This window comes from Pseudomonas sp. TH49 (genome assembly GCF_016650625.1).
GTDB lineage: Bacteria > Pseudomonadota > Gammaproteobacteria > Pseudomonadales > Pseudomonadaceae > Aquipseudomonas > Aquipseudomonas fluorescens_H.
This window is the reverse complement of sequence record NZ_JAEKFL010000001.1, coordinates 837,624-858,537: the sequence shown is the minus strand read 5'-3', so window position 1 is coordinate 858,537 and position 20,914 is coordinate 837,624. Positions and strand designations below refer to the sequence as shown.

At 60.9% G+C, this 20,914-nt stretch carries 16 protein-coding genes and 1 pseudogene; 4 read left to right on the top strand and 13 right to left on the bottom strand.

What is annotated here, in order from left to right:
• Nucleotides 1-30: 30 nt before the first annotated feature.
• Complete coding sequence (locus JFU48_RS04020) at nt 31-627, bottom strand: MarC family protein (protein ID WP_201135904.1); 597 nt, start codon at nt 625-627, stop codon at nt 31-33.
• A gap of 255 nt (nt 628-882) precedes the next feature.
• On the opposite strand from JFU48_RS04020, the gene JFU48_RS04015 reads away from it, so the two are divergent.
• Together JFU48_RS04015 and JFU48_RS04010 are read left to right on the top strand one after the other, a co-directional pair.
• A complete protein-coding gene (locus tag JFU48_RS04015) occupies nt 883-1,674 on the top strand; it encodes a hypothetical protein (RefSeq protein ID WP_201135903.1) in 792 nt (263 codons plus the stop codon).
• Between the two features lie 57 nt (nt 1,675-1,731).
• Entirely contained in the window at nt 1,732-2,457 is a 726-nt protein-coding gene (locus JFU48_RS04010; protein ID WP_201135902.1) for a hypothetical protein, read from the top strand.
• Nucleotides 2,458-2,478: 21 nt separating this feature from the next.
• Here JFU48_RS04010 and JFU48_RS04005 read toward each other — a convergent pair whose 3' ends face one another.
• The 12 genes and pseudogenes from JFU48_RS04005 to gcbA all read right to left on the bottom strand — a co-directional run bounded on the left by JFU48_RS04005 (nt 2,479) and on the right by gcbA (nt 18,711).
• Complete coding sequence (locus JFU48_RS04005) at nt 2,479-5,253, bottom strand: hybrid sensor histidine kinase/response regulator (RefSeq protein WP_045122274.1); 2,775 nt, start codon at nt 5,251-5,253, stop codon at nt 2,479-2,481.
• A gap of 99 nt (nt 5,254-5,352) precedes the next feature.
• A complete protein-coding gene (gene purD, locus JFU48_RS04000) occupies nt 5,353-6,648 on the bottom strand; it encodes a phosphoribosylamine--glycine ligase (RefSeq protein WP_103485973.1) in 1,296 nt (431 codons plus the stop codon).
• 150 nt (nt 6,649-6,798) lie between these two features.
• Complete coding sequence (gene purH, locus JFU48_RS03995) at nt 6,799-8,406, bottom strand: bifunctional phosphoribosylaminoimidazolecarboxamide formyltransferase/IMP cyclohydrolase (protein ID WP_103520952.1); 1,608 nt, start codon at nt 8,404-8,406, stop codon at nt 6,799-6,801.
• 82 nt (nt 8,407-8,488) lie between these two features.
• Complete coding sequence (fis, locus tag JFU48_RS03990; protein ID WP_003221275.1) at nt 8,489-8,809, bottom strand: DNA-binding transcriptional regulator Fis; 321 nt, start codon at nt 8,807-8,809, stop codon at nt 8,489-8,491.
• Complete coding sequence (gene dusB / locus JFU48_RS03985; RefSeq protein WP_003221277.1) at nt 8,806-9,816, bottom strand: tRNA dihydrouridine synthase DusB; 1,011 nt, start codon at nt 9,814-9,816, stop codon at nt 8,806-8,808. The genes fis and dusB overlap by 4 nt, the downstream gene beginning before the upstream one ends.
• 185 nt (nt 9,817-10,001) lie before the next feature.
• Nucleotides 10,002-11,294, bottom strand: a complete 1,293-nt coding sequence (locus JFU48_RS03980) for a DUF3426 domain-containing protein (RefSeq protein WP_201135901.1) — start codon at nt 11,292-11,294, stop codon at nt 10,002-10,004.
• Between the two features lie 30 nt (nt 11,295-11,324).
• Nucleotides 11,325-12,203 (bottom strand): 50S ribosomal protein L11 methyltransferase, encoded by an 879-nt coding sequence (gene prmA / locus JFU48_RS03975; protein ID WP_027613592.1) that lies wholly within the window; start codon nt 12,201-12,203, stop codon nt 11,325-11,327.
• A gap of 256 nt (nt 12,204-12,459) precedes the next feature.
• A complete protein-coding gene (gene accC / locus JFU48_RS03970) occupies nt 12,460-13,818 on the bottom strand; it encodes an acetyl-CoA carboxylase biotin carboxylase subunit (RefSeq protein WP_045122275.1) in 1,359 nt (452 codons plus the stop codon).
• Nucleotides 13,819-13,835: 17 nt separating this feature from the next.
• Nucleotides 13,836-14,300, bottom strand: coding sequence for an acetyl-CoA carboxylase biotin carboxyl carrier protein (gene accB, locus JFU48_RS03965; protein ID WP_024164417.1), 465 nt, complete (start codon nt 14,298-14,300; stop codon nt 13,836-13,838).
• Between the two features lie 48 nt (nt 14,301-14,348).
• Nucleotides 14,349-14,801: a type II 3-dehydroquinate dehydratase gene (aroQ, locus tag JFU48_RS03960; protein WP_003221283.1), complete on the bottom strand. Its 453-nt coding sequence runs from the start codon at nt 14,799-14,801 to the stop codon at nt 14,349-14,351.
• 241 nt (nt 14,802-15,042) lie between these two features.
• Nucleotides 15,043-15,549, bottom strand: a pseudogene (locus JFU48_RS30465) (methyl-accepting chemotaxis protein); the annotation flags it as partial.
• A 1,491-nt stretch (nt 15,550-17,040) separates the two neighbouring features.
• On the bottom strand, nt 17,041-18,711 hold the full coding sequence (gcbA, locus tag JFU48_RS03950; RefSeq protein WP_201135900.1) for a diguanylate cyclase GcbA: 1,671 nt from the start codon (nt 18,709-18,711) through the stop codon (nt 17,041-17,043).
• Between the two features lie 436 nt (nt 18,712-19,147).
• Between gcbA and JFU48_RS03945 the strand changes: the two genes are divergently transcribed.
• Both JFU48_RS03945 and JFU48_RS03940 read left to right on the top strand, forming a co-directional pair.
• Nucleotides 19,148-20,215 carry a DUF2333 family protein gene (locus tag JFU48_RS03945; RefSeq protein ID WP_003221286.1) on the top strand — a complete coding sequence of 356 codons (1,068 nt, stop codon included), beginning with the start codon at nt 19,148-19,150 and terminating at the stop codon, nt 20,213-20,215.
• 3 nt (nt 20,216-20,218) lie between these two features.
• On the top strand, nt 20,219-20,776 hold the full coding sequence (locus tag JFU48_RS03940; RefSeq protein ID WP_003221287.1) for an NUDIX hydrolase: 558 nt from the start codon (nt 20,219-20,221) through the stop codon (nt 20,774-20,776).
• Nucleotides 20,777-20,914: the final 138 nt, after the last annotated feature.

Below are 20,914 nucleotides of genomic sequence, written 5' to 3'. Positions count from 1 at the left end.
AGCTCACTGCGCAGGCCTTTTTACCGATCTTCAGGAAATCAGGTAACCCTTTACCCCGGTGAAGATGATCTGCGCCGCCAGCGCGCAGACGAACAGTCCCATCAGGCGGCTGACGATCTGCAAGCCTTGATCGCCGAGGATGCGCTCGATGTGATTGGACAGGTACAGCACTACCCCGACGGTGAAGCTGGCCAGGGTAATACTCATGATCGCGGTCAGTTTGTCGTCCCAGTGCGGCTGACTGACGCCCATCACCAGCAGGGCGCCGATGGTGCCGGGGCCGACCGTCAACGGAATGGTCAGCGGGACGATCGTCACGTCCTGCTGCACGTTGTCACTTTGCACCACCGGTTTGCCCTGGGCCATGCCCAGCGCCGAGATGAACAGCACGCTGCCGGCACCGATGCGGAACGCGTCCGCAGTGATCCCGAACACGTCGAAAATCACCCGTCCGAACAGATACAGCAGGACGCTGGAGACCAGCGTGGCAATCGCCACTTTCCAGGCCAGGCGCCGCTGTTCCTTGCGCGAGTAGCCACGGGTCAGGCTGATGAAGCAGGACAACACGAAGAACGGGCTGTAGAGCACCAGCATCTTCAGGTAAACGCTGAATAACACGTGGAGCATGAGGGCGGCTCGCATCCGGAGAGGGGTGGCAGCGAGTCTATCAGTCGCTTAGTTGCTTGTGTGCGCAGAAGATGCTGCGCACGGCAGTTCATCTTTCCGAATTTTATTTTGAACGTTGTGTCGTTGTTGTTTGTTAGTTGTTTTTGTTGTTGGATATGATGTTACAGATTCGGGTTTGTGGTTGTATGTTTGTTTGGTTATTGTTTGATCGCAAGTTCAAGAGGAACTTGTCTGATAATTAATAAGGATTTTATTGTGCATAATCAAGCTGTTCGCGAAAGTTATATTGCTTCTTGTGTTAAAGCGATTGAAGAGTGTGAGATCGACGACCAGTTGGTTATTCGTCCTCACGCCCTGATGGGTATAGGGGACGACGTAGAAGCACCGTCCAAGGGGTCTGTTGTAGGTGAAGGCACGATGGGCTTTGTGGGCAAGATGAGTCTCCAAAACCAACGCGATGCGGCAAACGCTTTCCTCTTCGCGACGCTCGCAGCAAACAAACAGTACCCGGCCGAAGAGCAGGGTAAAGAGTGGTATCTGCGCTTTCGCGAGGTGATGACCCAGGCAGGCTGGACACCTGTCAGAAAGTATTACAGCAACCTGGATGTCGAGGGCACCAGCGTGCGTATGGACAAACTGGTACTGGAAATCCTCGGTTCCGTGGTTGCCGGCGCTGCGCTGCCAGGCCCGGCCAGTGCATTGATGCTCAAGGTGGCGGGAGATGCGATCTCGGCCCTGCAGAAGCGTGATACTGCCGCACTGACGGCTTATGAGCGCAATCTGCTGCAACACGGTGTTGGCGGAATCTCCGCAGGTGCATGTGTTGAAGTCGATGGCGAATCGATCATGGCCCTCGGCACCGTGCGTTTCCAGCGCAGGAATACTTCTACCAAAGTGCTGTTCGTCGACGTCGATGTGCGTAATGTGAATCTGTATCGAGGGGAAACGGTATTTGTCAAAAACACATTAAAAGCGGACTCGGTTCGTGAAACTATTAAAAATAAACTCATCGTTCACAGTGAAAAGATTGTCGATATTGAAATTTGATTGATCAAAAAAAGGCAGCCGGTTTCGGCTGCCTTTTTTGTTATCGGGAGCAATGATATGAATGACGAATATTCAGTATTGATTGTTGGCGGCGCCGTTGTGCTGGTTCCGGTAACGGAGGAGCTGGCGCACTATGACGATTTGATCGAGTGCCTGTTGCTGGCGCAATTGGCGGCCAATAAAAAAATCGAAAAGACGGCGGAGATCGACTGGTATGGCGCGTATGTGCAGTTGCTGGATAACTATTGGCTGCGCCACTCCAGAGCTCGACGGCAATGGTCCATCGGAAAGGATAACGTCGAGTCGCTTGGTGATTGGGTCCTCACCGCGATGTTCAGCGACGCTGTGGATAACAGTGGCGCTGCATCTGTAGCGCTGCGACGTCTGGCAGGCCTGTCCGGCACCGAGCCGGCCATGGTTTTGCTGCGCAGGCACATCCAGAAGAGCATCCTGGCGTCCGAGTCCGGAGATGGGCTTGCGTCCGCCACGGCTGTGCGCCTGCTGGTGGTCGTCGCGAACACGCCGACCTCCTTGACCAGTGTCTATCTTGAGCTTGCGACTGATCGGGTGCTTGGCGGCAACCCCCTGGCCGAGCTGTTTCAGGCCGAGGATGTGCGCGGCGACGTGTGCATGCGTTACGCCGGTGCCTACTTGTCTGAGACCCTCTATGCTCCGGCACGCGCCGCCGTTGCCCTGAAAATCAGGGACAGGTTGAAGGACAACGTTGTGCGGTTGACGTTGCCCGATGAAGGGGCAGTCAGACAGCTTTGCGCAGCCGATTGAGGCGCACCCGGGCAGGCCTGCTCAGAAGGTCGAGGCCGTGCGATTCTGCTGATCGCGCTGGGCGACCCAATGTTCGATCAGCTCGCGCAGTTGCGACAGCTCCACCGGTTTGGCCATGTGCCCGTCCATCCCGGCCTGACGCGCGCGTTCCTTGTGTTCGGCGAGGATGTGCGCGGTCAGCGCAACGATTGGCGTGCGGATGCGCTGATTGCTGACTTCCCATGCACGCAGTTGCTGGGTTGCCGAGAAGCCATCGAGGATCGGCATTTCGCAGTCCATCAACACCAGGTCGTAACGCTGGGCCTTCATCGCTTGCAGGGCTTCTTCGCCGTTGCTGGCGGTGTCCGGCTGCAGGTTGAGCTTGCCGAGCATGCCGCGAATCACTTTGGTGGAAATGGTGTTGTCTTCGGCGACCAGAATGCGGAAATCGCTCGGCACCTTGGCCGCTGTGGCGGGGGTGACCACTTGCGGCTGGAACACCACCTGACCCTTGTTGCGCTGATTCAATTCGTCGGCCAGCGTGGTCTTGAGCGTATAGCCGGCCACCGGTTTGGCGAGGATGCGCTTGATCCCCGAGTTGCGCGCGATGATCTTGCTCGGCGCATTGCTGATGCCGGTGAGCATGATCAACAGAATGTCGTGGTTGAGGCTCGGGTCTTCCTTGATCTTGGCCGCCAGTTGCATGCCAGTCATGCCGGGCATGTTCTGATCCAGCAGCACCACATCGAAGTAGTCACGCAGGTGCGCCTTGGTGCGCAGCAACGCCAGCGCTTCCTTGCCCGACGGCACGGCGCTGACGTTCAGGCCCCAGGCGCTGCATTGCTGCACCAGCACCTTGCGGCAGGTGTCGTTGTCGTCCACCACCAGTACCCGCGCACCTTGCAGCGGACCGTCGAGGTCGGAGGTCGGGTGTTCGAGGCGATCCGGGTCCAGCGGCAGAGTCAGCCACAGCGTGCTGCCCTGATTGGCGCCGCTCTTGATGCCGAACTCGCCGTGCATCAGGCGAATCAGCTGTCGCGCGATCACCAGCCCGAGGTTGCCGCCCAGACGGTTGGCGGAGAGGAAATGCTTGCTGTGCAGTTCGGCGTGCAGCAGCGCCTCGCGCTCTTCCGGCTCCATCGGCTGGCCGCTGTCCTGCACGGCGATGCGCAGGCGCGGTTTGACACTGCGCTCGTCGAGGGCAACGACGATCAGCACTTCGCCTTCGTCGGTTTTCTTCAGGGCGTTTTCCAGCAGGCTCAGCAACGTCTGGCGCAAGCGGGTCGGATCGCCGCTGATCACCCGCGGCACCTGCGGCTGGATGAAACTGATCAGCTCGACGTTCTGCTGTTCGGCCTTGGCGCGGTAGATGCTCAGGCAATCATCGATCAGCGCGTTGAGGTCGAACTGCACATCGTCCAGCTCGATCTGCCCGGACTCGAGTTTGGAGATGTCGAGAATCTCGTTGATCAACGTCAGCAGTTCGTTGCCGGCGCTGTGGATGGTTTGCACGTAGTCGCGTTGCTTGACCGACAGCGGCGTGCCCAGCAGCAGCTCGGTCATGCCCAGTACGCCATTCATCGGGGTGCGAATTTCGTGGCTGATCTTGGCGAGGAATTCGGCCTTGGCGTTGATCTCGGCGTTGCTCGCGGCGAGGTCGCGGCTGATGCTGAAACGGCTTTCGGTGATGCTGCGCTGACGTTCACCCAAGGCGATGCTCATCAGCAGGCCACTGATGCAGATAAACGCCATCAGGGTCATGATCAGGCCTTGCGGCGACACCAGGGTCAGCCCCAGCAACGCCGGCAGAATGATCAGCGTGCCGATGTTGAACACCACCATCCCGGCAACGAACAGCCGCGCCGGACGGTAGCCCTTCTGCCAGTGATAGAAGCCGACCAGCAACATGCTCAGACCAGCCAGGGCCACCAGCGCGTAAGTGATGATGTTCAGCGGCAGGGTGTTGACGAACAACAGCAGCAGGCTGCAGATCACGATGAACAGAATGTCGCCCAGCAACAGTTTGTTCAGCGGGTGCGGGCCGAGCGGGGCGAAGAAACGCAGGGCGAACATCAGCCCGGCCGGGGCGGTCAGCAGCAGGGCCAGATACGCGCCCGGGGTCTGGATCGCATGCCAGTTCGGCAGCCACGGGCCGGCGAGGTTGAGCAACAGCAACAGACTCAGGCCCAGCAGGCCTTCGCAGACCGCCAGCCACAGGCTGCTGCGCGAACGCGAATAGGCGTAGCGCACGAGGTTGTGCAGCAGCAACATGCCGAGGCAGCCGAACAGCAGACCGAATATCAGCGTCTGGTTCTGGTTGGCAGCACTCAGCACCGCCGATTGCAGGGCGATGTGCGGGCGTAGCTGATGGTCGGAAACCATCCGCAGATAGACGTCGAGGGATTTGTCGCTTTGCGGCAGCGGCAGCAGGAAATCGCTGCTCGGCAGTGGCCGTTCGACCTGTGGCTGATGGGTGCCGGAGGTGCGTTGCTCGATCAGCTTGTCGCCGTCCAGCACGTAAAGGCTGAGGTTGGACAGGTCGGGGGCGAAGATTCGCAGCACTTGCTCGTGCTTGCCCGGCGCCAGTTTGAAGCGCAGCCACAGTGCGCCATCGGGCTCGGCCGCCGTGAGGCGATCAAGTTCGATAGGGCTGAATTGATTGGTGTAGCGAGCCGAGCGGATGTCGCTCAGTTGCAGATTGCCCTGATCGTCAAGCAATACCGACCAGCCACTGCCTTGCGCGGCCTGGGCCGGAAGCATGCAGAGCAAGGTCAGCAGCGTGACGGTGAAGCTTATGGCAATCCTGAGCCAGCGCACGGCGAAATCCCTTCGTAGGTTGATGCCAGAATATAACGATGCGCGGCGGCGGAACAGCCCGGCGAGGGACTGCATCCCGCGCCGGACTTGAAGGACAGCTTATTCCTGGGTTTCGCCACGTTCACGGGCAATGGCGCGGTAGCCAATGTCCTTGCGGTAGAAGCAGCCTGCCCAGTCGATGGCGGCGGCCAGCTTGTAGGCTTGCTGCTGCGCTTCGCTGACGCTGGCGCCCATGGCGGTGGCGCAGAGTACGCGACCACCGGCCGTCACCACGTTGCCATCTTTGAGCGCAGTCCCGGCGTGGAAGACTTTGCCTTCCAGGCCTGCGGCTGCGTCCAGACCGTTGATCGCTGCACCCTTGGCGTAGTCGCCCGGGTAGCCGCCGGCGGCCAGCACGATGCCGACGCTCGGGCGTGGATCCCACTGTGCTTCAACCTTGTCCAGCGCTTGCGCCAGAGCGGCTTCGACCAGCAGCACGAGGCTCGACTGCAGACGCAGCATCACCGGTTGGGTCTCCGGGTCACCGAAGCGGCAGTTGAATTCGATGACTTTCGGGTTACCGGCCTTGTCGATCATCAGACCGGCGTACAGGAAACCGGTGTAGACGTTGCCTTCTTCGGCCATGCCACGCACGGTCGGCCAGATCACCTGGTCCATCACGCGCTGGTGCACGTCGGCGGTGACCACCGGGGCAGGGGAGTAGGCACCCATGCCGCCAGTGTTCGGGCCGCTGTCGCCGTCGCCAACACGTTTGTGGTCCTGGCTGGTGGCCATCGGCAGCACGTTCTTGCCGTCGACCATGACGATGAACGAGGCTTCTTCGCCGTCGAGGAATTCTTCGATCACCACGCGCGAACCGGCATCACCGAACGCGTTGCCGGCGAGCATGTCACGCACGGCGTCTTCGGCTTCGGCCAGGGTCATGGCAACGATCACGCCTTTACCGGCGGCCAGGCCATCGGCCTTGATCACGATCGGTGCGCCTTTTTCACGCAGATAAGCCAGGGCCGGCTCGATCTCGGTGAAGTTCTGGTAGTCGGCGGTCGGGATCTTGTGGCGCGCGAGGAAATCCTTGGTGAAGGCTTTCGAGCCTTCCAGTTGCGCAGCACCGGCGGTCGGACCGAAGCAGTCCAGGCCACGGGAGCGGAACAGATCGACCACGCCAGCCACCAGCGGCACTTCCGGGCCGACGATGGTCAGGGAAACGTTTTTCTCGGCAAAGTCGGCCAGTTGCTCAAGGGCCAGCACGTCGATGGCGACGTTCTCGCACTTGGCTTCAATCGCGGTACCGGCGTTGCCCGGCGCGACGAAAACCTTCTGCACGCGCGGATCCTGAGCCACTTTCCAGGCCAGGGCGTGTTCACGGCCACCGCTGCCAATGATCAAAACATTCATTTCAAAAAACCTCAAAAATCTGTCAGGCGCTGCTGGAGCGCTTTATGTGGGAGCGGGCTTGCTCGCGAAAGCGGTGTGTCAGTCGAAACAGTTGTCGCTGACAGATTGCATTCGCGAGCAAGCCCGCTCCCACATTTGTATCGAGTTGAATCAGTGACGGAAGTGGCGCATGCCGGTGAACACCATCGCGATGCCAGCCTCGTCAGCGGCAGCAATCACTTCAGCATCACGCATCGAGCCGCCTGGCTGGATCACCGCAGTGATGCCGACCTTGGCTGCGTTGTCGATGCCGTCGCGGAACGGGAAGAACGCGTCCGAAGCCATCACCGCGCCCTGCACTTGCAGACCAGCGTGTTCAGCCTTGATCGCAGCGATACGTGCGGAGTTTACGCGGCTCATCTGGCCGGCGCCGACACCGATGGTCTGACGGTTCTTGGCGTAGACGATGGCGTTGGATTTGACGAACTTGGCCACTTTCCAGGCAAAGATCAGGTCGTGGATTTCCTGTTCGGTCGGTGCACGCTGGGTCACCACTTTCAGGTCGTCGGCGCCGATCATGCCGATGTCGCGGCTCTGCACCAGCAGGCCACCGTTGACGCGCTTGTAGTCCCAGGCCGGAACGCGATCCGCCGACCACTCGCCGCAGGCCAGCAGGCGCACGTTGGCTTTGGCCGCCACAACAGCGCGAGCTTCTGCGCTGACGCTTGGGGCAATGATCACTTCCACGAACTGACGCTCGACGATCGCCTTGGCGGTCTCGGCATCCAGTTCACGGTTGAAGGCGATGATGCCGCCGAAGGCCGACTCGGTGTCGGTGGCGTAGGCCAGTTCGTAGGCCTGGCGGATGCCGCCCTCGGCGTCCGGGCTCACGGCCACGCCGCACGGGTTGGCGTGCTTGACGATCACGCAGGCCGGCTTGACGAAGCTCTTCACGCATTCCAGCGCGGCGTCGGTGTCGGCCACGTTGTTGTACGACAGCTCTTTGCCTTGCAGTTGGGTCGCGGTGGCGATGCCAACTTCAGCAGGCTTGGCTTCCACGTAGAATGCCGCGCTCTGGTGCGGGTTCTCGCCGTAGCGCATTTCCTGAGCCTTGATGAACTGGCTGTTGAAAGTGCGCGGGAATTCGCTGCGGCCTTCGGTGCTCAGTACGTCGGCAGCCTGATTCACGGTGCCCATATAGTTGGCGATCATGCCGTCGTAGGCAGCGGTGTGTTCGAAGGCCTTGAGCATCAGGTCGAAACGCTGAGCGTAGGTCAGGCCGCCGGCCTTGAGGTTTTGCAGAACATTGGCGTAATCGCTGGCATTCACCACGATCGCCACGTCTTTATGGTTTTTCGCTGCCGAACGGACCATGGTCGGGCCGCCGATGTCGATGTTTTCGATAGCGGTCGGCAGGTCGCAGCCTGGCTTGTTGATGGTGGCTTCGAACGGGTACAGGTTGACTGCAACCAGGTCGATCGGCTTGATGCCGTGCTCGTTCATGATCGCGTCGTCGATACCGCGACGACCGAGGATCCCGCCGTGGATTTTCGGGTGCAGGGTTTTCACCCGACCGTCCATCATTTCCGCGAAACCGGTGTAATCCGCGACTTCCACTGCGGCAACACCGTTGTCGCGCAGCAGCTTGAACGTTCCGCCGGTGGAGAGGATCTCGACGCCGAGGGCTTCAAGCTCCTTGGCGAATTCGAGGATCCCGGTCTTGTCGGAAACGCTGATCAAGGCGCGGCGGATCGGCAGGCGGGTAGTCTGGTCGGTCATCTCAATTTCCATCAAAAGCAAAGGAAGTCAGCAAAAAAGGCGACCGGTTTTACGCGGGCGCCTTTCTGGTTTGATTGAATGCTTACAGCAGATCGTACTGCTTGAGTTTCTTGCGCAGCGTGCCGCGGTTGAGTCCGAGCAGCTCGCTGGCCTTGGTCTGGTTGCCCTTGACGTAGTTCATCACGCTTTCGAGCAGGGGAGCCTCGACTTCGGAGAGCACCAGGTTGTACACATCCGTGACGGACGCGCCCTCAAGGTGGGCGAAATAATTGTGCAGCGCCTTCTCGACACTCCCGCGAAGGGTCTGACCTTCTTCGCTCGGGGTATTGAGGTGCTGTTTCAAATTCACGTTGTCGCTCACGGGTGCTGTTCCACTCACTAAAGTCTCGGTCATCATCGTCATGCGGCCACCCCTTCTTCGTCCCCTGTCAGGCTCTTGTAACGCTCGGCGAAAAACTCCCGAACGTTGGCGCATTGTGTTTCCGTACCATCCAAACGATTGAAGTGGGCGCGAAACTCCCTGGCGCCCGGCAAGGTTGCGAGATACCAGCCCACATGCTTGCGGGCAATACGGACACCCATCACATCCCCATAGAAGGCGTGAAGTGCGGCCAGATGCTCCAGCAGGATGCGTTCCACTTCGCTCAGCTCCGGCGCCGGCAATTTCTCGCCGGTACGCAGGAAGTGTTCGATCTCGCGAAAAATCCATGGCCGCCCCTGGGCAGCCCGGCCTATCAGCAGGCCATCGGCACCGGTCGCGTCAAGCACGTAACGGGCCTTTTCCGGCGAATCGATATCGCCATTGGCAAACACCGGCATCGACACCGCCTGCTTGATCGCGGCAATCGTGTCGTACTCGGCTTCGCCGGTGTACAGATCGGCGCGAGTGCGGCCATGCACTGCCAGCGCGGTGATCCCGGCCTGCTCGGCGATCTTCGCCACGGTCAGGCCGTTCTTGTTGTCGCGATCCCATCCGGTGCGGATCTTCAGGGTCACCGGCACATCCACTGCAGCGACCACGGCCTGCAGGATCTCGGTAACCAGTGCTTCGTCTTTCAATAGCGCGGAGCCGGCGGCCTTGTTGCAGACCTTCTTCGCCGGGCAACCCATGTTGATATCAATAATCTGCGCGCCCAGTTCGACGTTGGCCCGTGCCGCATCCGCCAGCATCTGCGCATCGCCACCGGCAATCTGCACCGAGCGTGGCTCGGGATCGCCTTCGTGGATCATGCGCATGCGCGACTTGCGGGTGTTCCACAGGCTCATGTCACTGGTGACCATTTCCGAGACTACAAGCCCTGCGCCCAGACGCTTGCACAGCTGACGAAAGGGCTGGTCGGTGACGCCCGCCATCGGGGCGAGAATCAAACCGTTCTGCAATGTATATGGGCCGATGCGTACCGCCGACATAGGACTTCCCTGAAGTGGGGCCGGATCATGAGAGTTCGAAAAAGGGTTGGCATGATACCCGCTCTCGATGACTGGATAAAGGCTGAATTGAACAAAATCTGAACAGTTATTCTGTTATTGCCAGCGGTTTGGTTGCCGCGGACGAAGTCAGAAAACTGCCGTCAAACCTGAAGCGATGAAGCGATTCACTCGGGCGAGTGGAAACTCAGGCTGTAATTCACCGCTTTGGGGCCTGGATCGAGAATATCCAGCGCGATGTGGATTGGCGTTTGCGGCGGCATTTCCGCCATGCCCTCCAGGTCGCCGTTGAGGTATTCGCCGGGTTTGAAGCGACGACTGGCGATCAGATGACCGTTGAGGTCGGCGAAGCGCAGTTCCAGCAGCGGAAACGGCTGGGAGAACGTCGCGCGGTTGTAGATGATCGCATCCACCACCAGAGCCCCGCTGAATTCCGGATGGCTGCGCACCACCAGATTGCTGCTTTTGATTTTGCCGATGTCGACCTTGGACGGCACCGAGCAGCCGATCTGCGGACAGAACTGCTGGAACCATGGGCGGTACTGATCCTGGCGCGCCAATTCATCGAAATGATAGGCGATGTACTGGCCGGCCAGACCGGCGGCGGCCAACAGCACCAGCAAGCTCCAGAGCAGGCGTCGGCCCCAGGGCGAGCGGCGTTTCTGCCAGTCCAGTTGCAGCGGGTCGTCGGTCAGGTCCTGCAGCACTTCAGCGCGTACGCCGGGTTCGGCACGTTGACGTTTTTTGCGCAGCGGTGCAACCGATGGCAAGTCGTCATCGTCCGGTTCGACGTTGGCCGACAGGCGTTCGCGGCGGGTATTCGGGTCGATCGGGTCGTGCAGGCGCAGTTGCGGGATCGGCGGCTCGTCGTCCAGATCCACCGGCTCCAGCGACAACGAAGGCTCGGTGCGCGTGGTTTTCAGTGGTTCGGCTTCGACGATCTCAGGCTCGGCTGCAGCTTCGGGCTCGGGCAGACGCTCATCGTCGCGTGCGCTGAACAGGCTGTCGCGCCACTCCGTTTCATCGCTTTCGTGGCTGTCGCGGCGGGCGCTCAGGGACTCTTCGCGCTGACGACCGAATTCGGTGGTCGGCTGGATTTCCCGTTGTTCGAGCCGGGCGAGTTCTTCGTCCAGATCGAGGCTGTCCAGGTCCAGCTCGTTGGCGCTCCATTGCTTCTGGCTGATGGCGCGCGGCGCGGGTGGTTCGTCGTTGACGGGCGCTTCGACCACCGGCGGCGGCTCGCTGACCACCGGCTGAGACGGTACTGGCTCGACCATGGCCGGTGCCACCGGGGTCACCGCGTCCTTGCCGGCGTGTTGTTCCAGCAGCTGTTTGGCGGCATTGAACACTTGCAGGCAGGCGCCACAGCGAACCACCCCGCGGGCCACGCTCAATTGAGCATGGCTGACGCGGAAGCTGGTTTGGCAATGCGGGCACTGGGTGACGAAGCTGTCAGTCATGCGGCGATCCGGATTATGCAGGCGGTCATTCTAGCGCCGGCGGCCGGTGATACGCACCCAGCCATCGCGATTGGCGATCGGGTCGAGATCGAAGTCCTGCGCATAGGCTGCAGCGACTTCTTCACCTTGTTCGGCGAGGATGCCTGACAGTGCCAGACGACCGCCGGTTTTCACCAGGCCGGACAGCTGCGGCGCCAGGGAAACCAGCGGGCCGGCCAGAATGTTGGCGACCAGAACGTCGGCTTTGACCTGCGGCAGATCTTCCGGCAGGTACAGCGGGAACAGCTCATCGGCGATGTTGTTGCGCCCGGCGTTATCGCGCGAGGCTTCCAGCGCCTGCACGTCGATGTCGGTGCCGACCGCTTCTTTCGCGCCGAGCAGCAGGGCGGCAATCGCCAGAATCCCCGAGCCGCAGCCGAAGTCCAGCACGTTGCAGTCCTTCAGGTCCTGGCCGTCGAGCCATTCCAGGCACAGTGCGGTGGTCGGGTGGGTGCCGGTGCCGAACGCCAGGCCCGGGTCCAGCAGCAGGTTGACCGCATCAGGCTCGGGCGCGGCGTGCCAGCTCGGCACGATCCACAGGCGCTGACCGAAACGCATTGGCTGGAAACCGTCCATCCAGCTGCGTTCCCAGTCCTGGTCTTCGATGACTTCGCTGTGATGCTCGGGCAGCGGGCTGCCGGTCAGCAGTTCCAGGTGCGCGAGTACCGGCGCAGGCTCGGTGCCGCCCTCGAACAGGGCCAGCAGGTGCGTGTGCGCCCACAGTGGGGTGGTGTTGAGTTCCGGCTCGAAGATCGGCTGATCTTCGGCGTCCATGAAGGTCACCGAAACGGCGCCGACTTCAAGGAAAGCGTCTTCGTAGGTTTCGGCTTGTTCCGGGCTGATGGCGAGACGTACTTGCAGCCAAGGCATGGCGGGCACCTTTGAAAAAATATGATTGCAGCCTAGCGGCCAGCGAGAAGCGCGCAAGTTTACGCGAGCGCGCAGGTTTTGTGGGAGCTGCATTTGACCCTGTGGGAGCGGGCTTGCTCGCGAAGGCGCTGTGCCAGACAAATAAATGTATCTGATACACCGCATTCGCGAGCAAGCCCGCTCCCACAGGGGTTTATGTAATCTGCAGAAACAACAAAGCCGCCCGAAGGCGGCTTTGTCAGGTGCGGGCTGAAGCTTAGTGCTTCTCGCCAGCCAGCTTGTGCTCGAGGTAGTGAATGTTCACGCCCCCTTTGCAGAAGCCTTCGTCGCGGGTCAGATCACGGTGCAGCGGGATGTTGGTCTTGATCCCGTCTACCACGATTTCGTCCAGGGCATTGCGCATGCGGGCCATGGCTTCGTCGCGGGTGGCGCCGTAAGTGATCAGCTTGCCGATCAGCGAGTCGTAGTTCGGCGGAACCGCATAACCGCTGTACAGGTGCGAATCGACGCGAACGCCGTTACCGCCTGGGGCGTGGAAATGCTTGACCGTGCCCGGGCTCGGCATGAAGGTTTTCGGGTCTTCAGCGTTGATCCGGCACTCCAGCGAGTGACCGCGGATAACCACGTCATCCTGAGTGAACGACAGCTTGTTGCCAGCGGCGATGCTGAGCATCTCCTTGACGATGTCGATACCGGTGACCATTTCCGAAACCGGGTGCTCCACCTGAACACGGGTGTTCATTTCGATGAAGTAGAAACGACCGTTCTCGTACAGGAACTCGAACGTGCCGGCGCCACGGTAGCCGATGTCGATGCACGCCTTGACGCAGCGAGCCAGAACTTCCTGGCGCGCCTGCTCGTCGATGCCCGGTGCCGGCGCTTCTTCGAGAACCTTCTGGTGACGGCGTTGCAGCGAGCAATCGCGGTCGCCCAGATGGATGGCGTGACCCTGGCCGTCGGACAGCACCTGAACTTCGACGTGACGCGGGTTGGTCAGGAATTTTTCCAGATAGACCATCGGGTTGCCGAACGCCGCGCCAGCTTCGGAGCGGGTCAGTTTTGCCGAGGCGATCAGGTCTTCTTCCTTGTGCACCACGCGCATGCCGCGACCACCACCGCCGCCAGCGGCTTTGATGATCACCGGATAGCCGACTTCACGACCGATGCGCAGTGCCGTTTCTTCGTCTTCCGGCAGCGGGCCGTCGGAACCTGGAACGGTTGGCACGCCGGCTTCGATCATCGCGTGCTTGGCCGATACCTTGTCGCCCATCAGGCGAATGGTGTCGGCTTTCGGGCCGATGAAGGCGAAGCCGGAGTTCTCGACCTGCTCGGCGAAATCGGCGTTTTCCGCGAGGAAACCGTAGCCTGGGTGAATGGCGGTGGCGCCAGTCACTTCAGCGGCAGCGATGATGGCCGGGATGTGCAGGTAGGACTGAGCGGCAGAAGCCGGGCCGATGCAGACGGATTCGTCTGCCAGACCCAGGTGCATCAGCTCTTTGTCGGCCTTGGAGTAAACGGCGACGGTCTTGATGCCCATCTCTTTGCAGGCACGCAGAATCCGCAGGGCGATCTCACCGCGGTTAGCGATCAGAACTTTTTCCAACTTCGCAGTCATCAAAGGCTCTCCGCAGTTCAAACGATGGTGAACAGCGGTTGGTCGTACTCAACCGGCTGGCCGTCTTCGACGAGGATGGATTCGATCACACCGCTGGTTTCAGCTTCGATGTGGTTCATCATCTTCATGGCTTCGACGATGCACAGGGTGTCGCCTTTCTTCACGGTCTGGCCGACTTCAACGAAGGCTGGCGAGGTTGGCGAAGATTTACGGTAGAAGGTGCCTACCATTGGCGAGCGGGCCACGGTGCCGTTCAGTGCTGGAGCAGCAGCGGCAGCCGGAGCGGCGGCAGCCACTGGAGCGGCAGCGGCGGCAGGTGCAGCGGCCGGAGCCTGCATCGGCGCCGGAGCGTAGTACTGCTGAGCCGGGGTCTTGCTGTGACGGCTGATACGTACGGACTCTTCGCCTTCCTTGATCTCGAGCTCGTCGATGCCGGACTCTTCCAGCAATTCGATCAGTTTCTTAACTTTACGGATATCCATGAATCATCAACTCCCAAGGGTCGGTCAGGGGCGTTTAACGCTTGTGGTTCAAGCTGTTGCCTGTGTTTCAAGCTGCTCTAGTGCGGCCTCCAGGGCCAGTCGGTAACCGCTGGCGCCAAGGCCGCAGATCACTCCCACCGCTACATCGGAGAAGTAAGAGTGATGGCGGAAAGGTTCGCGCTTGTGCACGTTGGACAAATGCACTTCGATGAATGGGATGCTCACTCCCAGCAGCGCGTCACGTAATGCGACGCTTGTGTGCGTAAAAGCTGCTGGATTGATCAGAATGAAATCGACACCTTCGCCGCGAGCGGCATGGATGCGGTCGATCAATTCGTACTCGGCGTTGCTTTGCAGGTGCAGCAGATGATGGCCGGCTTCACGGGCGCGGCGCTCCAGATCCTGATTGATCTGCGCCAGGGTCGTTGAACCGTAGGTGCCGGGTTCGCGGGTGCCGAGCAGGTTCAGGTTGGGGCCGTGCAGCACCAGTAGCGTTGCCATCTGCGTGTTCCTTGTTATGAATGAGCAGTCGTCAGAACCCGGCGACTATGCCGCAAAGACTTTGTGACTGTCCAGTTCTCTGCAATAGCCAGCACGATGACCGATGTTTACGCGAAATTTGTGACTGAGTAATTTGATCCGGTCATTTGTGGTGACGGCAATACCGCCTTCGCGAGCAAGCCCGCTCCCACAGGGGTACGCATTCCAATGTGGGAGCGGGCTTGCTCGCGAAGGCGATTTTTCAGACGCGGAAGGCTTGCACGGCGGTATGCAGTTGTCCGCCCAATACCAGCAGGTTCTCGCCCTGTTCGCGGCCTTCGCCGATGCGCAGCAGGTTATCCCCGCCCAATTGATGAATCCGCTCGCTGTGATCGCGGATCTCGCTGACCGCGCCGCTTTGCTGGGCGGTGATGTCGGCGATGCGGATCGCCGTATCGGAAATGGTCTGGATCGCACCGACGATTTTATCCAGCGCGCCGTCCGCCGCCTGCGCCTGATTGGCCGTGGCTTCGGCGTGTTCGACCTGCGCGCGCATGCCTTCGACCGATTGTCGGGCGGCAGTTTGCAGGCCGGCGATCAGCGTCTGGATTTCCGCCGTCGCGCCGGCCGTGCGTTGCGCCAGTGAGCGCACCTCTTCGGCCACCACCGCAAAACCACGGCCCATTTCCCCGGCACGCGCCGCTTCGATCGCTGCGTTCAGGGCCAGCAGGTTGGTCTGGTCGGCAATCGAACGGATCACCGTCAGCACGCCACCAATGGTCGCCGACTCTTCGGCCAGGTGCTCGATCATCTGCGCGTTGCCTTGCACCTCGCCGACCAGTGCGTGCAGCCCGGTGAGGCTCTGGCCGATCACGGTCTGTCCATGTTCGACCGCCAGCCCAGCATGGCGGCTGGCGTCCGCGGCCTGGCGCGCATCACCGGCCACTTGCTGAATGGTCGCCTCCAGTTCGCCGAGGGAGTCGCGGATCAACGCGGTATCGCCGGCCTGATGTTCGGCGCCGCTGTGCAGCTCGTTGCTCAGTTCGGCGAGGGTACGGCTGCTGCCGGCGACTTGTTCGGCATTGCCGCGAATCGTGCCGACCAGATCCACCAGATAGGCGCGCAAGCGATTGAGCGACGCTTCGATGTCGTGCAGCTCGCGGTTGGTCTTGCCCAAATGAATGTCGTTGCTGAAGTCGCCCTCGGCCCAGGTCGACAGCGCCGGGGCGAGGTTGGTCAGGGTGCGGGCGAGGCGCCGCTGCAGGGTGTCGATCAGCAGGGCGATCAGCAGAATCAGGCCGATCATCACGCCCTGCATCAGGCGCACTTCGCCCTGGATCTGCCCGTGCTGCGCGCGCACCACCGGTTCGAGGCCGGCGATGGCCTGCTGCACGGCGGCGATCTTCAGGTGGGTGGCGGTGCTCAGGTCGGTGCGTTTCTGGATCTGCTCGCGGGTGCGTTCCAGCTCCGCCGGATAGCGCCCCAGCAGGCTGTTGAGTTCACGCTTGAGGCTGACACCAGCGTCTTCGGCGGCGGCTTTTTCGTTGCTTTCGATGCCCATCATGGCGGCAAAGTCATCGCTGCCGGATTCGTTCTTGGCGACCACGCCGAGCAGGGGCAGGGCATCGATCACCTGCGCCTGAGCGCGGATGTTGCTGACCTCGCGCTCGACGTCGGCGGCCAGTTCACTGCGGCCGCTGCTGACCAGTTTGTCGCGGGCCAGCGACAGCTTGCCCAGATGCTGCGAGGCGGTGAGCAGGGGTGTCAGGTACGTCGCGTTGCCATTGGCGTAGGTGCTGAGCTGATCGAGGCTGGCGCTCAGTTCACGTTCGGCCTGCAACAGCAGTGCCTGCGGATCACCGGCCAGTTTGCCGGCTGCGAGCAGGTCGGTTTTGCTGAATTCTTCGAGGCTCGACAGGCTCGGGCGCAGGGTCTCGGCCAGTGCCGGTGGCAGTTCGCCGAGTTCCTTCTGCAAGCCGTCGATGGCCTGGCTGGCGCTGCTCAGGCGCAGGGCGTCGCCACTGGCGAGGTAATCCTCGACATTGCGCGCCACATCATTCTGAAATTGCTGCGACAGGCCCAGGTAGCGCTCCATCAACAGGTACGGACGCTCCAGGGCTTTTTGCGACCACCACAGCGTCGCGCCGAGGGCCACGCAGACGGCGACCAGCAGCAGAGTGTTGAGATTGGTGAGCAACTTCAGGCGCATGACGGCTACCAACGGCAGAAATGGTAAGCGCCTGAATTTATTGCGGTTCTGTTACAGGGTTATGACCGAATCGGTGGATTCCGATGAAAAAGTGGCACTTTGCTTTGATCCGTACGCGGTCTGTACACGATTGCGTCCGGCACCTTTGGCGCGGTACAGCGCCTCGTCGGCCTGGCTGGCCATCATCAGGCTGTCGGAGTCCTCTTGCATTTCCACCACGCCGGCGCTGAAGGTGCACCACAAATCCTGCGGCTGCGCCGGGTAGTGGATTTCGGCGAAGCGCTGGCGGATCTCGTCGAGCACTTTGTGCGCCGCTTCTATATCGGTGTCGGGCATGACGATGGCGAATTCTTCGCCACCGTAACGGCCGATGAAGTCGGTCTTGCGCAGCCGTTGCTTGAGGAACAGCGCCAGGCTCTTGATCACGCGGTCGCCCATCGGGTGGCCGTGGCTGTCGTTGACCCGTTTGAAGTGGTCGATGTCGAGCATGGCAAAGCTCAGTGGCTTGTTCTCGCGGCGCGCGCGGAACGAGCAGTCTTCGAGCAATTGCAGGATGTGCGTGTGGTTGTACAGGCCGGTGAGGCTGTCGCGGACCATGCGTGCCTTGAGGTTGCGCGCACGGGCAGCGCGGTTGCGCACGGTGGTGATCAGGTGTCGCGGCTTGATCGGTTTGGTCAGGAAATCGTCGCCGCCCTCGCTCATCGCATCGAGCTGTTTATCCAGATCGTCCTCGGCGGACAAGTAGATGATCGGCACGCTGACGTAGCGGTCGTTATGGCGAATGACCTTGGCCAGTTCGGTGCCGGTGCAGGCCGGCATGTACATGTCGAGGATGATCAGATCCGGCTGGAAATCCGCCAGTTCGGCCATCGCCTGGATCGGTTCGATCAGCGTGCGAGTGACGATCCCGGCGCTGTTGAGCAGGCGCTCGGTGTGCAAGGCCTGGGCGCGGGAGTCGTCGATGATCAGCACTTTATAAGGTTCGTACTGGGCGACGCAGGTCAGGACTTCGATCTTCTCCAGCAGGCTCGACGCTTCGAGGGTGCCGGTGAGGAATTCCTGGCCGCCGGCACGCACGGCGGCGAGGCGGGTCGGGGTGTCGGTTTCGTGCAGGCTGAAAAACAGCAGCGGCAGCGGTTCTTCCAGACCGACCTGGGCTTCGGCGGCCAGTTGCAGGCCGACGCCGGGCCCGCTGAAGTCAACGTCCATGACGATCGCAGCCGGCAAGCGCTCGACCATCGAGGAGCGAAACGCCGCGACACTGTCCAGCGCCTGCGCGGTGAGGCCGAAAAATTCCAGCTGCTTGGCCAGCCGCTCGGCGCGGTCGTAATCCTGCAACATCACGTAGATCGGTTTGCGCAGCGGCGGCAGGAAGGTCTGGTCGAGTTGATCGCCATGGCGCAGACCGGTGCGCGACAGGCGCTGCATCAAACGATTGAGATCGGTGATCAGGCCGCTGCTCAGGCGTCCACGATTGGCGTCCACCGCTTCCAGCGACTGGCCGATATGACGCGCGAGTTGCGTGTGCTCAGGCTGCTCGAAACGCTCGGCAAAACGCAGCAGGCGCAGATTGGCCTCGCTCAGTTCGGCGAGGTCGGCGGTGGACCACTCACTGCGTTGCAGGCGCTGCCATATCTCAAGAATCTGACGTGCCTGATGAATTACCCGCTGGGCAAAGTGGTGCTTGAGGCGCTCACGGCTGGGGTCTTCTGGCTCGGTCATATCCTGACTACTAGTTAGGGTGCATGCTGAGATCGACTGGTGGCTCTATGCTAGCACCTCTTTTCCCTTACATCAGTGTCGTGCGTCAATAATCTGCGGTGCGACACAATTCAGTTTCTGACTGGCGGGTTTCAAAACGGACCTGTTCGTCGGGCAAGTCCCCGAAGGCCGGGGGTATGCGGTGGCTGGCGGGATCATTCACATGACTTTCCGCTGCGGCTGACATAAAGCTCTTGAATGGTTTTTGCGTGCCTGAAAAACCGTTCGGCGAAGGATTTTTGCCGGGTGCGGTATCAGGTATTCCCCTAGACTCTGACGGATGCTTCGTCCGCGCCGCGGATTTGCTGCTTATCTTTACGGGCGGGTGCCGGCCTTGGCACGTTGTTGTATGGTTGTGGTCGAACCGTTGAACCCAAGTGATTGAAAGGATATCGCCATGCTGGACTGGAAGAACCGCGCGGGCAGCGCGCCTGAACGTGCCGCCGAGCCCAAGTCGGCCACCCGCAGCTATTTCGGCGGCCTGTTGTTCAGCCGTGCGCTGGCCACACTGGTCGGCATTTACCTGTTGGTGACCATCGCCCTGGGCATTTACTGGAGCGAGGAGCCGGCGCTGTTCCCGGTGGCGCAGAACGCTCAGATTGCGGCCGAAAAAGAAGGCAAGCAGATGGTCGTCGGCTACACCACGGTCGAAACCCTGAAAACCGTTGCCGGTACTTTGCTGAACAAGCCGGGCGGTTACATCGCCAATGACCGTTTCCCGCCGGGCCTGTGGATGGACAACATGCCGAGCTGGGAATACGGCGTGCTGGTGCAGGTACGTGACTTGACCCGTGCCCTGCGCAAGGACTTCGCCCGCTCGCAATCGCAGTCGGCCGAAGACGCCGATCTGGCCAAGGCCGAGCCGCGTTTCAACTTCGACAACAAGAGCTGGATCCTGCCGTCGAGCGAGTCGGAATATCAGGAAGGCATCAATTCCCTGAGCCGCTATCAGGCGCGCCTGTCCGATCCTTCGCAGAAAAACGCGCTGTTCTATGCTCGCGCCGACAACCTGAACAACTGGCTGGGCGATGTCGGTACACGTCTCGGTTCGTTGTCGCAACGACTGTCGGCCAGTGTCGGTCGGGTCAAGCTCAACACTGCGCTGAAGACTGAAGTCGTGGCGCCGGGGCAGGTGCCACAGGTCGATGAGGAAGTCGTGGAAACTCCCTGGATGCAGATCGACAACGTGTTCTACGAAGCTCGCGGTCAGGCCTGGGCCCTGTCGCACCTGTTGCGCGCCATCGAGGTGGACTTCGCCGATGTACTGGCCAAGAAGAACGCCACGGTCAGCGTGCGTCAGATCATTCGTGAACTGGAGGCCTCGCAGCAGACAGTCTGGAGTCCGATGATCCTCAATGGCAGCGGCTTCGGGATTCTGGCCAACCACTCGCTGGTGATGGCCAACTACATTTCCCGGGCTAACGCAGCGGTGATCGATTTGCGTCAACTGCTCAATCAGGGCTGAGTCATGGTCGAGAGCGCCAAAGAGGCGGCCCACCGCGCCGCCTCCGATGCCGAACAGATCGCCTGGGTCGACGAGCAGGACAACCTGCTCGGCGCCTTGGTGCGGGCCGATTTGCGTGAACGCGGGCTGATCGGTCGCGGCACCTACATCATGCTGTTCAATAGTGCCGGTGAGCTTTGCGTGCATCGGCGCACCTTGAGCAAGGCGATCTATCCCGGTTACTGGGATGTTGCGGCAGGCGGCATGGTGCAGGCCGATGAAACCTACGCCGAATCCGCAGCCCGGGAGCTGGAAGAGGAGTTGGGTGTGAGCGGGGTGGAATTGACCGCCCACGATCATTTCTTCTTCGAAGACACCGGCAACCGTTTGTGGTGTTCGGCATTTTCCGCGGTGTGGGACGGCCCGTTGAAACTGCAGCCTGAAGAAGTGCTGGAAGCACGCTTCATTCCGGTCGAACAGGTGATGCGCGAAATCGAGCAAAAGCCTTACTGTCCGGACTCTCTGGCCGCGTTGAAGCGCTATCTGAAGGCTCAGCAAAGCGACGTCGCAAAGAACTCATAAATTGGCGCCGATTGGCTCTTAGCAATTGCGCTTTTTGCCGTTACACTGCGCGACCTTTTCAAGCTGCACCGACCTGCTTTTGTTGAAGCGCACGGTGCAGTAGCGCTGCCCCTGCCTGAGTGGGGCTTCGCGGTCGAT